The organism is Streptomyces sp. NPDC050264, from assembly GCF_040655895.1.
Lineage (GTDB): Bacteria > Actinomycetota > Actinomycetes > Streptomycetales > Streptomycetaceae > Streptomyces.
Window position 1 is genome coordinate 31,731 of the sequence record NZ_JBFAKV010000014.1, and the last position, 14,745, is coordinate 46,475.

General features: G+C 72.0%; 12 protein-coding genes. 8 read left to right on the forward strand and 4 right to left on the reverse strand.

What is annotated here, in order from left to right; all coding sequences use genetic code 11:
- Positions 1-62 precede the first annotated feature (62 nt).
- The 3 genes from AB0J02_RS24570 to AB0J02_RS24580 form a co-directional block, all read right to left on the reverse strand.
- Complete coding sequence (locus AB0J02_RS24570) at positions 63-1,265, reverse strand: MFS transporter (RefSeq protein ID WP_363195904.1); 1,203 nt, start codon at positions 1,263-1,265, stop codon at positions 63-65.
- Between the two features lie 138 nt (positions 1,266-1,403).
- Positions 1,404-2,360, reverse strand: coding sequence for a methylmalonyl Co-A mutase-associated GTPase MeaB (meaB, locus tag AB0J02_RS24575; protein ID WP_363195905.1), 957 nt, complete (start codon positions 2,358-2,360; stop codon positions 1,404-1,406).
- Between the two features lie 39 nt (positions 2,361-2,399).
- The gene (locus tag AB0J02_RS24580; protein WP_363195906.1) at positions 2,400-3,602 is read right to left on the reverse strand and encodes an acetyl-CoA C-acetyltransferase; all 1,203 of its coding nucleotides are present in this window, start codon (positions 3,600-3,602) and stop codon (positions 2,400-2,402) included.
- Between the two features lie 137 nt (positions 3,603-3,739).
- Here AB0J02_RS24580 and mce point away from each other — a divergent pair, with 137 nt between their 5' ends.
- The 8 genes from mce (at position 3,740) to AB0J02_RS24620 (ending at position 14,293) form a co-directional block, all read left to right on the forward strand.
- Positions 3,740-4,180: a methylmalonyl-CoA epimerase gene (mce, locus tag AB0J02_RS24585; RefSeq protein WP_363195907.1), complete on the forward strand. Its 441-nt coding sequence runs from the start codon at positions 3,740-3,742 to the stop codon at positions 4,178-4,180.
- Positions 4,181-4,421: 241 nt separating this feature from the next.
- Complete coding sequence (gene scy / locus AB0J02_RS24590; RefSeq protein WP_363196057.1) at positions 4,422-8,408, forward strand: polarized growth protein Scy; 3,987 nt, start codon at positions 4,422-4,424, stop codon at positions 8,406-8,408.
- Positions 8,409-8,592: 184 nt separating this feature from the next.
- Positions 8,593-9,528 (forward strand): cellulose-binding protein, encoded by a 936-nt coding sequence (locus AB0J02_RS24595; RefSeq protein WP_363195908.1) that lies wholly within the window; start codon positions 8,593-8,595, stop codon positions 9,526-9,528.
- An 81-nt stretch (positions 9,529-9,609) separates the two neighbouring features.
- Complete coding sequence (locus AB0J02_RS24600; protein ID WP_363195909.1) at positions 9,610-10,614, forward strand: ATP-binding cassette domain-containing protein; 1,005 nt, start codon at positions 9,610-9,612, stop codon at positions 10,612-10,614.
- Position 10,615: 1 nt separating this feature from the next.
- Complete coding sequence (locus AB0J02_RS24605) at positions 10,616-11,386, forward strand: ABC transporter permease subunit (protein ID WP_363195910.1); 771 nt, start codon at positions 10,616-10,618, stop codon at positions 11,384-11,386.
- 27 nt (positions 11,387-11,413) lie between these two features.
- Positions 11,414-12,172, forward strand: coding sequence for a hypothetical protein (locus AB0J02_RS24610; protein ID WP_363195911.1), 759 nt, complete (start codon positions 11,414-11,416; stop codon positions 12,170-12,172).
- A 124-nt stretch (positions 12,173-12,296) separates the two neighbouring features.
- On the forward strand, positions 12,297-13,424 hold the full coding sequence (locus AB0J02_RS24615) for an ATP-binding cassette domain-containing protein (protein WP_363195912.1): 1,128 nt from the start codon (positions 12,297-12,299) through the stop codon (positions 13,422-13,424).
- On the forward strand, positions 13,421-14,293 hold the full coding sequence (locus AB0J02_RS24620) for an ABC transporter permease (protein ID WP_363195913.1): 873 nt from the start codon (positions 13,421-13,423) through the stop codon (positions 14,291-14,293). The genes AB0J02_RS24615 and AB0J02_RS24620 overlap by 4 nt, the downstream gene beginning before the upstream one ends.
- Positions 14,294-14,362: 69 nt before the next feature.
- On the opposite strand, the gene AB0J02_RS24625 is transcribed toward AB0J02_RS24620, so the two are convergent.
- Positions 14,363-14,692 carry an ATP/GTP-binding protein gene (locus AB0J02_RS24625; protein WP_363195914.1) on the reverse strand — a complete coding sequence of 110 codons (330 nt, stop codon included), beginning with the start codon at positions 14,690-14,692 and terminating at the stop codon, positions 14,363-14,365.
- Positions 14,693-14,745 lie beyond the last annotated feature (53 nt).

The window sequence follows — 14,745 nt, forward strand, 5'->3', positions numbered from 1 at the left end:
GGGTTCTGGCGCTCGCCGGAGCTGGGGCGCGGGTCACGGGGCTCCGCCCCGGACCCCGCTCCTCAAACGCCGGAAGGGCTGGACGCGGTGACAGGTACGGGCTTCGGTACCCGCCGCCGCACCATCGTGACCAGCCCCGCCACCAGCGGGGCCACGGCCGCCGCCGCGAAGCAGACGGGCAGCGGGAGGTGGCCCACCAACAGGCCCACCCCCGCCGTGCCGCCCGAACTGCCCGCGTTCACCGCCGTGTTGACCCAGGCTCCCGCTTGTGTGCGCAGGCCCGGGTCCACCGCGTCGTCCGCGATGAGGTACGCGGTCGTCAGGGCCGGCGCGACGAAGAGGCCCACGCAGGCCGCCGCCCCCGCGAGGGCGAGCAGCCCGGGGGCGAGTGCCGCGGCGCCCAGGGCCGCCGCGAGTCCGAAGGCCAGCAGGGTCAGCCGGGTGCGGGCGGGGAGCCGCCAGTCGACGGTGCCGTTGACGAGCCCGCCCACGGCGCTGCCCGCCGACAGGGCCGCCAGCACCCAGGCGGCCGCGTCGGCCCGTCCGCTGTCCTCGACGAAGGCCAGCACGAGCAGATCGGCCGCGCCGAGCGCGATACCGACGCCCAGCGTCACGATCACGGGCCGCTTGATCCGGCCCACGACCTTCGCCCGCTGCCGGTGCTGCCGGGCCGCCGGAGCGACCGCCCCCACCACGGGTGAGGCCACGAACACCAGCGTCCCCACGGCGACGAGCCCGGCGCTCATGGCGACGCCGAACGCGGCGGGCGCGAACAGCACGAGCACGCCCACGAGCAGCGGCCCGGACACGAACAGCAGCTCCTCCGCGACCCCGTCGATGCTGTAGGCCCGCTGCAACAGCCTCCGGTCGGGCAGGAGTTGGGACCAGACCGTACGCATCGTCGGGCCCAGCGGCGGTGTCGCGGCCCCCGCGAGGAGGGCGAGTACGACGAGCAGCCACCCGGGGACCCCGGGCCGCCAGATCACGGCGGCGAGCACCGCGAGCAGGACCGCGTACGCCAGGGCCATCGGGGTCAGGGCGCGGCGCGGCCCGTACCGGTCGATGAACTTCGCGCGCAGCGGCGAGAGAAGGACACTGGCGGCGCCGAACACCGCCATGACGGTGCCCGCGACGGCGTAGGAGCCGGTGGCCGCCTTGACCGCGAGCATCAGGGAGAGGGAGACGGTCCCGTACGACAGCCGTCCGAGCAGGGCGGCGCCAAAGGTGCGCAGGGCATACGGGGTCCGCAGTACAGCGGCGTACATGATGGTTTTCCTCCGGGCACGCGAAAGAACTCAACGGGGCGTCTACGCACCGGAGTTCTATGCACGGAGGAAGGTCATGCCGGGCAATGTAGCAGGGGCTCAGGAACAACAGAAGACCACCGGAGGTACCGGCGGGACTCAGTTCCCGGTGATCCCCTCCACCAGCTCGTCCGCGGCCCGGTAGGGGTCCAGTTCTCCGGCCACGATCCGCTCGGCCAGTACCCCGAGCCGCCGGTCGCCGGACAGGTCGCCGATCCGCTCGCGCAGCGCGGTCACCGCGATCGTCTCGACCTCGCGGGCCGCGCGGGAGGCCCGGCGCTCGGCCAGCACCCCGCGCTCCTCCATCCACGCGCGGTGCTTCTCCAGCGCCTCGACGACCTCGTCGATGCCCTCGCCGCGGGCCGCGACGGTCTTCACGATCGGGGGGCGCCAGTCGCCCGGCGCCCGTGCCTCGCCGAGGCCCAGCATGTGGTTCAGCTCGCGGGCGGTGGCGTCGGCGCCGTCCCGGTCCGCCTTGTTGACCACGTACACGTCGCCGATCTCCAGGATTCCGGCCTTGGCCGCCTGGATCCCGTCGCCCATACCGGGTGCGAGGAGCACGACGCTCGTATCGGCCTGCGCGGCGATCTCGACCTCGGACTGCCCGACGCCCACGGTCTCCACCAGGACGATGTCGCAGCCGGCCGCGTCCAGGACCCGGATCGCCTGGGGCGCGGCCCACGCGAGGCCGCCGAGGTGCCCGCGGGTGGCCATCGAGCGGATGTAGACGCCCGGGTCGGAGGCGTGCTCCGACATCCGCACGCGGTCGCCGAGCAGCGCGCCCCCGCTGAACGGCGAGGACGGGTCGACGGCCAGCACGCCGACCCGCTTCCCGGCCCGCCGGTACGCGCTGACCAGCGCCGACGTCGACGTGGACTTGCCGACGCCGGGTGAGCCGGTGAGCCCGACCACGTACGCGTTGCCGGTCAGCGGCGCGAGCGCGGCCATGACTTCACGCAGCTGCGGGGACGCCCCCTCCACCAGCGAGATCAGCCGGGCCACGGCGCGCGGCCTGCCCTCTCTCGCCTGGGCGACCAGCGTGGGGACGTCCTGCATCACAGCTCCGTTCACTCAAGCCCGTACGGACAACAACGGTTACGCCTTGGGTACCCGCACGACGAGCGCGTCACCCTGACCGCCGCCACCGCACAGCGCGGCCGCGCCGACGCCGCCGCCGCGCCGCTTCAGCTCCAGGGCGAGGTGCAGCACGATGCGGGCGCCGGACATGCCGATCGGGTGGCCGAGGGCGATCGCGCCGCCGTTGACGTTCACCTTTTCCGAGGAAACCCCGAGGTCCTTCATTGACTGCACCGCGACGGCGGCGAACGCCTCGTTGATCTCGATCAGGTCGAGGTCGGCGACCTCCAGGCCCTCCTTGTCCAGGGCGTGCCGGATCGCGTTCGACGGCTGGGACTGCAGCGAGTTGTCCGGGCCCGCCACGTTCCCGTGCGCGCCGATCTCGGCGATCCACTCCAGGCCGAGCTCCTGCGCCCTGGCCTTGCTCATCACGACCACGGCGGCGGCACCGTCCGAGATCTGCGACGAGGTGCCCGCGGTGATCGTGCCGTCCTTGGCGAACGCGGGGCGCAGCTTGCCCAGGGACTCCGCCGTCGTCTCGGCGCGGATGCCCTCGTCCTTGCTGAACAGGACCGGGTCGCCCTTGCGCTGCGGGATCTCGACGGGCGTGATCTCCGCCTCGTACAGGCCGTTCTTCTGCGCGGCGGCGGCCCGCTGGTGGGAGAGGGCGGCGACCTCGTCCTGCGCGGGGCGGGCGATGCCGAGGCGGGTGTTGTGCTTCTCCGTCGAGGCGCCCATCGGGATGTTCTCGAAGGAGTCCGTCAGCCCGTCGTACGCCATCGCGTCGAGCATCTCGACCGCGCCGTACTTGTAGCCCTCGCGGGACTTGGGCAGCAGGTGCGGGGCGTTGGTCATGGACTCCTGGCCGCCGGCGACCACGATGTCGAACTCACCGGCGCGGATGAGCTGGTCGGCGAGCGCGATCGCGTCGAGACCCGACAGGCAGACCTTGTTGATCGTGAGCGCCGGGACGTTCATCGGAATGCCCGCCTTCACGGCGGCCTGGCGTGCCGGGATCTGCCCTGCCCCGGCCTGCAGCACCTGACCCATGATCACGTACTGCACCTGGTCGCCACCGATTCCCGCACGGTCGAGGGCGGCCTTGATCGCGAATCCTCCGAGATCGGCCCCGGAGAAGGACTTCAGCGAGCCGAGGAGACGGCCCATGGGCGTCCGCGCGCCCGCGACGATCACTGAGGTGGTACCGGTCGTTCCAGACATGAGACACGGCCCCTTGGGGATGAGAAGTGAACGAGGGTTTACCCGAATGTACTGAGCGGTACGCCGCACGTCACCGCCCGGCAAGTGTGATCGCGCGCACGTTGCGTAACCGCCGGGAACCGCGCTGCACTGACAACATGCTGACGCGAATCGACCACATCGGGATCGCCTGTCACGACCTCGACGCGACCGTCGAGTTCTACCGGGCCACATACGGCTTCGAGGTGTTCCACACCGAGGTCAACGAGGAGCAGGGCGTGCGCGAGGCCATGCTCAAGATCAATGGGACGAGTGACGGAGGCGCCTCCTACCTCCAGCTCCTCGAGCCCACCCGCGAGGACTCCGCGGTGGGCAAGTGGCTGGCCAAGAACGGTGAGGGGGTGCACCACATCGCCTTCGGCACGGCGGACGTCGACGCGGACGCGGCGGACATCAGGGACAAGGGCGTACGCGTTCTCTACGACGAGCCGCGACGGGGCTCGATGGGGTCGCGCATCACGTTTCTGCACCCCAAGGACTGCCACGGTGTGCTGACCGAACTCGTCACTGCAGCCTCACAGGAGTCGGCGCAGCACTGACCTCCCCATACTTGGGCCGGTAGGGTTAAGGGGCGGCTGTCGCGTGCAAGCGGGACGACGGGACAGCCGTGGGCCGGGGTCCGGGTATCGGGGGACGAGGGTCGGGGCAGTTGGGCTGCGCGGAAGCAAGCCCGGGGCGCCGGCGTTTTTGATCTGACACCATTCCCCGGGAGCCCCGTTCGGCGGACGGACGAGGCTCGTAAGGAAGAACTTGCGACCAGGGGACGGATGGGACCGCGCAGTGCGGGGCTACGAGAGCCAGGACGGCCACAAGCCGGCTGAGACCGACCATCTCTCGCGGTTCGAAGCCGAGATGGACCGGCTGAAGACCGAGCGGGAGAAGGCCGTCCAGCACGCCGAGGACCTGGGCTACCAGGTGGAGGTGCTGCGCGCCAAGCTGCACGAGGCGCGGCGCAGCCTCGCGACCCGGCCTGCCTACGACGGGGCGGACATCGGCTACCAGGCCGAGCAGCTGCTCCGCAATGCCCAGACGCAGGCCGAGCAGCTGCGCGCCGATGCCGAGCGCGAGCTGCGCGAGGCCCGCGCGCAGACGCAGCGCATCCTCCAGGAGCACGCCGAGCAGCAGTCCCGGCTCCAGTCGGAGCTGCACTCCGAGGCGGTCACCCGGCGCCAGCAGCTCGACCAGGAGCTGGCCGAGCGCCGCCGCACCGTCGAGAACCACGTCAACGAGAACGTGCAGTGGGCCGAGCAGCTGCGTGCCCGCACCGAACAGCAGGCCCGCCGGCTGCTCGACGAGTCGCGTTCCGAGGCGGACCAGGCGCTGGCCGCCGCCCGCGCCGAGGCCGAGCGGGTCGCCGCCGAGGCCCGTCGGCGGCTGACCAGCGAGGCGGAGAACGCGAGCGCCCAGGCGCAGGCGATCCTGGCCCGCGCCCGGCAGGACGCCGAGCGGCTGCTGAACGCGGCGTCGACGCAGGCGCAGGAGGCCACCGACCACGCCGAGCAGCTGCGGAGCTCGACGACCGCCGAGTCGGACGCCGCCCGCCGCCAGGCCACCGAGCTGAGCCGCGCCGCCGAGCAGCGCATCAGCGAGGCCGACACCGCGCTGCGCGAGGCCCGTGCCGAGGCCGAGAAGGTGCTGAGCGAGGCCAAGGAGGCCGCGAGCAAGCAGCTGTCGAGCGCCGAGTCGGCCAACGAGCAGCGCACGCGTACGGCCAAGGAGCAGGTGGCCCGCCTCGTCGGGGAGGCCAACAAGGAGGCCGAGGCCTCCAGGACCGAGGCCGAGCAGATCGTCGCCACCGCGCGCGCCGACGCCGAGCAGCTGATCGCCGAGGCCAAGGAGAAGGCCCGTACGGTCACGGCCGAGGAGACCGCGGGCGAGCTCGCGAAGGCCGCCCGTACCGCCGAGGACGTGCTCAACAAGGCGTCCGAGGAAGCGAAGTCGACGACGAAGGCCGCCACCGAGGAGGCCGAGCGGATCCGCGCGGAGGCCGAGGCCGAGGCGGACCGGTTGCGCGCCGAGGCGCACGACATCGCCGAGGAGCTCAAGGGCACCGCGAAGGACGACACCAAGGAGTACCGCGCCAAGACCGTCGAGCTCCAGGAGGAGGCGCGGCGGCTGCGCGGCGAGGCCGAGCAGCTGCGGGCCGAGGCCGTCGACGAGGGCGAGCGGATCCGGGCCGAGGCCCGCCGCGAGGCCGTCCAGCAGATCGAGGAGGCGGCCAGGACCGCCGAGGAGCTGCTCTCCAAGGCGCGCACGGACGGGGACGAGCTGCGGGCCTCGGCGACCGCCGAGAGCGAGCGGGTGCGCACCGAGGCCATCGAGCGGGCCACGTCGCTGCGCAAGCAGGCCGAGGAGACGCTGGAGCGCACGCGCGCCGAGGCCGAGCGGTACCGCGCCGAGGCCGAGGAGCAGGCGGAGGCCACCAAGTCCGAGGCGGAGCGCGCGGCGCAGTCCCTGAAGGACGAGACCGAGCGCGCCATAAGCACCCGGCAGGACGAGGCGGCCCGCGAGCTGACCCGGCTGCACACGGAGGCCGAGGAGCGCCTGACCACGGCCGAGACGGCGCTGGCCGACGCGCGCGCCGAGGCCGAGCGGCTGCGCAAGGAAGCCGCGGACGAGAGCGAGCGCCTCAGGTCCGAGGCCGCCGAGCGCGTACGGACGCTGCAGGCGCAGGCGGAGACGGAGGCCGAGCGGCTGCGCACGGAGGCCGCGGCGGACGCCTCGACGGCCCGCTCCGAGGCGGAGAACATCGCGGTGCAGCTGCGGTCCGAGGCCGCCGCCGAGGCCGAGCGGCTCAAGACGGAGGCGCAGGAGTCCGCCGACCGCATCCGTTCCGAGGCGCAGAACGCGGCGGAGCGGATCGCCACGGAGGCGGCCGAGACGCTCGCCGCCGCGCAGGAGGAGGCCGGACGCCGGCGCCGGGAGGCCGAGGAGACGCTCGGCAGCGCGCGCCAGGAGGCCGACCAGGAGCGCGAGCGCGCCCGCGAGCAGAGCGAGGAGCTGCTCGCGGTGGCGCGGGCCCGCGTCGACGAGGCGCAGGCCGAGGCGGCCCGGCTCGTCGAGGAGGCGGACCGCCGGGCGACCGAGATGGTGTCGACCGCCGAGCAGACCGCGCAGCAGGTCCGCGACTCCGTGGCCGGGCTGCAGGAGCAGGCCCAGGAGGAGATCGCGGGGCTGCGCAGCGCCGCCGAGCACGCGGCGGGGCGCACGAAGCAGGAGGCGCAGGAGGAGGCCGACCGGGTCCGCACCGACGCCTACGCGGAGCGCGAGCGGGCCGGCGAGGACGCCAACCGGATCCGCACCGAGGCGAACGCCGAGTCGGAAGCCGCCAAGTCCCTCGCGGAGCGCACCGTTTCGGAGGCCATCACCGAGTCGGAGCGGCTGCGCACGGAGGCGTCCGAGCACGCCCAGCGGGTGCGCACCGAGGTGTCGGATCTGCGTACGAGCGCCGACCAGGACGCTTCCCGTACGCGGGCCGAGGCCCGCGACGACGCGAACCGGATCCGCTCCGAGGCGGCCACGCAGGCCGACAGCCTCATCGGTGAGGCCATCACCGAGGCCGAGCGCCTGACGACGGAGACGAACGCGGAGGCGGAGCGCGTCCGCGCCGAGTCGACGGCGAAGGCCGAGGAGCTCGTCACCGCCGCGACCACCGAGGCGGAGCGGCTGCGCGGCGAATCGACGTCCGCCGCCGAGCAGTTGACGAACGAGACGCGGGCCGAGGCCGAGCGGCTGCGGACCGAGTCCGTCGCCCACGCGGAGAAGCTGATCGCGGACGCGACCGGCGACGCGGAGCGGCTGCGCGCCGAGGCCGCCGAGACGGTCGGTTCCGCGCAGCAGCACGCCGAGCGGATCCGCACCGAGGCCGAGCGGGTCAAGGCGGCGGCCGCGGCGGAGGCCGAGCGGGTGACGACGGCGGCGCGGGAGGAGTCCGAGCGCATGCTCGACGAGGCCCGCAAGGACGCCAACAAGCGGCGCACGGAGGCCGCGGAGCAGGTCGACACGCTCATCACGGAGTCCACCGTGGAGGCCGACAAGCTGACGCGCGAGGCGCAGGAGGCGGCGCAGAAGACGACCGCCGACGCCGAGGCGCAGGCCGACACGATGGTCGGCGCGGCCCGCAGGGAGGCCGACCGGCTGATCTCCGAAGGCACCAACGAGGGCAACGCGCTGGTGGAGAAGGCCCGTACGGACGCGGACGAGTTGCTCGTCGGTGCCCGCCGGGACGCGACCCAGATCAGAGAGCGCGCCGAGGAGCTGCGCGACCGCGTCACGGGCGAGATCGAGGAGCTGCACGACCGAGCCCGGCGCGAGTCGTCGGAGGCCATGAAGAACGCGGGCGAGCGCTGCGACGCCCTGGTCAAGGCCGCCGAGGAGCAGCTCACCGAGGCGCAGACCAAGGCCAAGGACCTGCTCAACGACGCCAATTCGGAGGCAGGCAAGGTCCGTATCGCCGCGGTGAAAAAGGCGGAGGGCCTGCTCAAGGAGGCCGAGCAGAAAAAGGCCGAGCTGACGCGTGAGGCGGAAAAGATCAAGGCCGATGCCGAGGCGGAGTCCACGGCCATGATCGAGAAGGGGCAGCACGAGCTCGATGTGCTGGTCCGGCGGCGCTCGGACATCAACGCCGAGATCTCCCGTGTCCAGGACGTGCTGGAGGCGTTGGAATCGTTTGAGACGCCGTCCGGCAACGGGGGCAAGGACGGGGGCGTCAAGGCGGCCGCCACCGCCGGGGCCACACGTTCGGGTGGCAAGGGGTCAGAGGGCTAGCCAGGAGGGCAACTGTCGTGCTTCGCAAGGACCTTCGAACCCTGCATCTGGCAAGCGCTCCGCCGCTACGCCACTCAAAAGGGGTGTCATTCTCCAGATCAAACGGGCATCTGCTCGTTGACACGCCGCTTTGACCCCTAGGATTCCCTCTATCACCTCACCGGTCTCATTCGACAGGAACCCCATGAGCGACACTTCCCCCTACGGCTTCGAGCTAGTGCGGCGTGGGTACGACCGCGCTCAGGTGGACGAACGTATCTCCAAGCTCGTCTCCGACCGTGACAGCGCTCTTGCTCGAATCACTGCTCTGGAAAAGCGCATCGAGGAACTCCACCTCGAGACACAGAACGCCCAGGCCCAGGTGAACGACGCGGAGCCGTCGTACGCCGGCCTCGGCGCACGCGTCGAGAAGATCCTCCGCCTCGCCGAGGAGGAGGCGAAGGACCTGCGCGAGGAGGCCCGCCGGGCCGCCGAACAGCACCGCGAACTCGCCGAGTCCGCCGCCCAGCAGGTGCGCAACGACGCGGAGTCGTTCGCCGCCGAGCGCAAGTCCAAGGCCGAGGACGAGGGCGTCCGGATCGTCGAGAAGGCCAAGAGCGACTCCTCCCAGCTGCGTTCCGAGGCGCAGAAGGACGCGCAGCAGAAGCGCGAGGAGGCGGACGCCCTCTTCGAGGAGACCCGCGCCAAGGCAGCCCAGGCCGCCGCCGACTTCGAGACGAACCTGGCCAAGCGCCGCGAGCAGTCCGAGCGCGACCTGGCCTCCCGTCAGCAGAAGGCCGAGAAGCGTCTCGCGGAGATCGAGCACCGCGCGGAGCAGCTCCGCCTGGAGGCCGAGAAGCTGCGCACCGACGCCGAGCGCCGGGCCCGTCAGACGGTGGAGACGGCCCAGCGTCAGGCCGAGGACATCGTGGCGGACGCCAACGCGAAGGCGGACCGTATCCGCAGCGAATCGGAGCGCGAGCTCGCGGCGCTGACGAACCGTCGCGACTCGATCAACGCCCAGCTGACGAACGTCCGCGAGATGCTGGCGACCCTCACGGGTGCCGCGGTCGCCGCCGCCGGTGCGCCGGCCGAGGACGAGCCGATCTCGCGGGGTGTGCCCGCCCAGCAGTCCCGCTGAGGTGAGCCGCGTCGTGCACACGGAAAAGCCCCCTGCCACGTCCGAGTGGCCGGGGGCTTTTGCCCGTTCTACGGTGACCGCATGATCGAGCTCGAGGGGCTGACCAAGCGGTACGGCGAGAAGACGGCTGTCAACAACCTGACCTTCTCCGTGCGACCCGGCATCGTGACGGGCTTCCTGGGGCCGAACGGCGCGGGCAAGTCGACCACGATGCGGATGATGCTCGGCCTCGACAACCCGTCCGCCGGGTCGGTGCGCGTGGACGGCAAGCACTACGCCCAGCTGAGGAACCCCCTCAAATACATCGGCGCGCTCCTCGACGCGAAGGCGATGCACGGTGGTCGCAGCGCCTACAACCACCTCCTGTGTCTGGCCCAGTCCAACGGCATTCCCCGGGGCCGGGTGGACGAGGTACTGGACACCGTCGGTCTGACGTCGGTCGCCAAGAAGAAGGCCAAGGGCTTCTCCCTCGGCATGGGCCAGCGGCTCGGCATCGCGGGCGCGCTCCTCGGCGACCCCCAGATCCTGATGTTCGACGAGCCGGTCAACGGGCTCGACCCCGAGGGCATCCACTGGATCCGCAACCTGATGAAGTCCCTCGCGACGGCCGGCCGTACGGTCTTCGTCTCCTCGCACCTCATGAGCGAGATGGCGCTCACCGCCGACCACCTGGTGGTCATCGGCCAGGGCCGGCTCCTCGCCGACACGTCCATGGCGGACTTCATCCGGCAGAACTCACGCAGTTACGTCCGGCTGCGCTCGCCGCAGCGCGAGCGCCTCCTCGACGTGCTGCACGAGGCCGGCATCACGGCCGTCGAGTCCGGCAACGGCACGCTCGAAGTCGACGGCCACTCCGCCGAGGAGCTCGGCGAGCTGATCGGCAGCCACCAGCTCGTCCTGCACGAACTCAGTCCGCAGCAGGCTTCGCTGGAGGAGGCGTTCATGCAGCTGACGGCGGAGTCGGTGGAGTACCACGCGCACTCGGACGCCTCCGGCCCCCTGCCACCGGCGCAGCCGCCCGCCCCACAGGGCTGGGGCGACACCTGGCAGCGGCGCACCGGCGCGAACGACGAGAGGGGGGCCTGAGATGCCCGCGGCCCAGGTCCTCCGCTCCGAGTGGACCAAGATCAAGTCCGTGAACTCGACGGCCCTCACGCTGAGCCTCGCCGTCATCGTCTCCGTCGGGCTCGGCATGCTGATCAGCGCCCTGTCGAAGAACGACTTCAACAACCTCTCCACCGAGGACAAGCTGACCTTCGACCCGACCGTCACCGCCTTCTCCGGCCTCACGCTCGGACAGCTCGCCCTGGTGGTCTTCGGGGTCCTGGTGGTGGGGAGCGAGTACAGCACGGGCATGATCCGCACCTCGCTCGCGGCGGTCCCGCAGCGCGCCACGTTCCTGTTCTCCAAGGTCGCGGTCGCCGCGCTGCTCGCGCTGGTCGTCGCGCTGATCACCAGCTTCGCGGCGTTCTTCCTCGGCCAGGCCATGCTCGGCGACCACAGCACGGGCCTGGGCTCCCCGAACGTGCTGCGCGCGGTCCTCGGCGCGGCCGTCTACATGACGCTGATGGCGGTGTTCGCCATGGGAATCGCGTCGATCCTCCGCTCCCCCATGCTCTCGCTCGGCATCCTCATGCCGTTCCTCTTCCTGGTCTCCCCCATCCTCGGCAACGTCTCGGCGACGAAGAAGGTCGCCCAGTACTTCCCCGACCAGGCGGGCCTGAAGATCATGCAGGTGGTGACACCGCCGAACGACGACGCCCCGTACGGGCCCTGGGGCGGGCTCGTGATCATGCTGGTGTGGGTGGCGGCCGCGCTGCTCATCGGGTACGTGCTGCTGAAGAAGCGGGATGCGTAGCGGTCCCCGGGGCTAACCTGGCCCCCCATGGCGCTCAGTGACCCCAGCCGCACCCTCGTCTCCCTCGGCTACGACACCGTCCCGGCCCTCGCCCCGCTCACCTACCCGGGCCGGCCGGTGCCCGCCCCCTCCCTCCTGCTCGGCGAGGAACTGCTCGCCCTGGACGCGGCGGACCCGGACCCGGCCCACTGGACCGTCCCGGGCCACGGCCGCCTCGACGACGTGCTCGCCGCCGCGGGACAGGCGGGCACCTCCGGCCGCACCCCTGTCCTGGCCGTCGGCTCCAACGCCTCCCCGGCGCAGGTCGCGTACAAGCTCGGCGTGCTGAACCTCCCGGTGGCCGTCCCGATGGTCCCGCTGCGGATCCGCGGCATCGACGTCGGCTGCTCCGCCCACATCGGCCGCAACGGGTACGTGGCGGCCGCCCCGTTCCTCTCCCCCGGTACCGAGCGCACACTGGTCGTCTCCTGGCTCGACGAGGCCCAGCTGCGGGCGATCGACGCGACCGAGCTGCCGAGCTACCGCAGGACGGCCCTCGCCGACGCCCCGCTCCCCGGCATCCAGCTCTACGTGAGCGAGTACGGCGTCCTGCGCGATCCGGCCACCGGCGCCCCGCGGCCCGGCGGCGGCCACCAGGCGGAGCTGCTGACCGCCCTGATGGCCGACTCCCCCGCGCTGCGCGCGCTGCTGGGGCCGACCCCGAAGGACTGGGTGCGTCAGGCGGCCGCCTCCGCCACCCTGCGGGAGCAGGGCACGCGGCTGCTCCGGGCCACCGGGCCCCTCTGAACCCTTTACTCACTCTTGGCCGGAACCGTCAGCGCCCGGTTATCCTCCTAACCCTTACGGGGGCGTGTGCCCCGACGTCCTGAACCTTTCAGAACCTTTCATAACCTTCCGATGGGTGCGGAGAATGATCGAGGCAGTCGGCCTGACGAAGCGCTACGGCGCCAAGACGGCCGTGTACAACCTTTCCTTCCAGGTGCGGCCGGGGACCGTCACCGGCTTCCTCGGACCCAACGGTTCGGGCAAGTCGACGACGATGCGCATGATCCTCGGCCTCGACCGGCCGACCTCCGGTCACGTGACCATCGGCGGCCACGCGTACGCACAGCTTCCGAACGCCCCGCGCCAGGTCGGCGCCCTGCTCGACGCGAAGGCGATGCACGGCGGCCGGGCCGCCCGCAGCCACCTGCTGTGCCTGGCACAGCTGGCCGGCATCCCGGCCCGCCGGGTCGACGAGGTGCTCGGCGTCGTCGGCCTCCAGGACGTCGCCAAGAGACGCTCGAACGGCTTCTCGCTCGGCATGGGCCAGCGCCTCGGCATCGCGGCCGCGCTTCTCGGCGACCCGCAGGTGCTGCTCTTCGACGAACCGGTCAACGGCCTGGACCCGGAGGGCATCCTCTGGGTCAGGAACCTGATGAAGACGCTGGCCGCCGAGGGCCGCACCGTCTTCGTCTCCTCGCACCTCATGAGCGAGATGGCGCTGACCGCGGAGCACCTGATCGTCATCGGGCGCGGGCAGCTGCTCTCCGACATGAGCGTCAAGGACTTCATCTCGCACAACTCGGCGGACTTCGCCCGGGTCCGCACCCCGGACGCCGAACCGCAGCAGCGCGAGAAGCTGACCGCCGCGCTGACCGAGGCCGGTGGCCAGGTACTGCCCGAGCAGGACGGCGGGCTGCGCGTCACGGGCCTGCCGCTGCCGCGCATCAGCGACCTGGCGCACGGCGCGGACGTCCGCCTGTGGGAGCTGTCGCCGCACCAGGCCTCGCTGGAGGAGGCGTACATGCGGATGACGCAGGGCGCCGTCGACTACCGCTCGACCACCGACCAGCTGGCGGGCTTCCAGCCGCCGCTGCCGCCGGGCACGCTGCCGCCGCAGCAGCTGCCGGTCGCCGGACAGGGGCAGCCCGGCTGGTACGCCCCGCCGCCGCCCCAGGCGCAGCCGCAGCCGGCCCCGGGCCAGAACCCGTACGCGGCCGCGCCCCCGCAGGCGCCGCCCGCCGCCGCCCCGACCATGGACAAGGACGCCCGATGAGCACGCCGCCCACGCCCTACGCCGCCCCGCAGCAGCCCCCGGCGACGCCCGGCCGGCAGGCGGCCCCGGCCTCGTACTACACCTCGCCGATCCCGATGCGCAGGGCGCACCTGGGCGACGCGATCGCCTCGGAGTGGACGAAGATCCGCTCCGTACGCTCCACGATGTGGACGCTCGGCGTGATGATCCTGCTGATGGTCGGCATCGGTCTGGCCTCGGCGGCGGTCGTCGCCTCGACCGCCGGTGAGCAGCCCCGCCCCGACGAGGTGATCAGCTTCGGCTTCTTCGGCGTGCTGCTCGGCACGATCTGTGTGATCACGCTCGGCGTCCTGACCGTCGCGTCGGAGTACGGCACCGGCATGATCCGTACGACGATGACGGCCTGCTCCAGCCGCAGCCGGGTGCTCGCCGCCAAGGCCATCGTCTTCTTCGCGCTGGTCTTCGTGCTGACCACCGTGCTCGCGGCGCTCGTGGCGGCGCTGCAGGTGGGCATCGTGGGCGTCGGCTCGCCCAGCGGCACGCTGTGGTTCAAGGCGACCGTCGGCGTCGGCCTGTTCCTCGGGATGATCGGGCTGATCGGGCTCGCCATGGGCACGCTGGTGCGGCACTCGGCGGGCGCCATCACGATCATGATCGGCGTCGTGCTGCTGCCGCTGGTCCTCGCGATGTTCATGTTCTCGGACTCGCTCAAGGACCTGCAGCAGGCCCTCTTCGAGTACTCGGTCCCCAGCCAGCTCTCCGTGCTCTACGACAATTCGGTGGCCGGCGGCTCCGGCCCGTCGGGACTGGACCCGCTGTGGATCATGGGCGTGGTCACGGCGGTGACGCTCGGCGGCGCTTTCCTGTCCCTCAACAGCCGCGACGTGTAAGGCACTTCGCTCTTGTAAGGCACGTCACTTGTAGGGCGCGCCACTTGTCGGGCGCATCGCGCCGCGGGCTCAGTACCGCGGTGCGCCACGGGACCGCTGCACCTTCGTGGTGCGGCGGCCCTTCGCGTTCCAGCACGCCTTGTGCCAGTGCCGCCGGTCGTCCACTCCCCCGTACTCCGGCCACGCCACGACGTGCGCGACCCCGGACGGGATCTCCTGGTCGCAGCCCGGGCAGCGGTACGTCTTCCCCGCCGCGCTCGCGCCGGCCACGTGGCGCACACACCACTCCTCGCCCTGCCAGCTCTCGGTGGACTGGAACCCGCCGTAGCGCCGCCCCTCGTCCTCGCTGCTCTCTGCGGACGATCCGCCGACCTTCGGGCGGTTGCGACGCGGGGACACGGCTCACCTCACGGTGTGTGTACGGGGTAGGGGTTCCCGTCCAGCGTACGCCG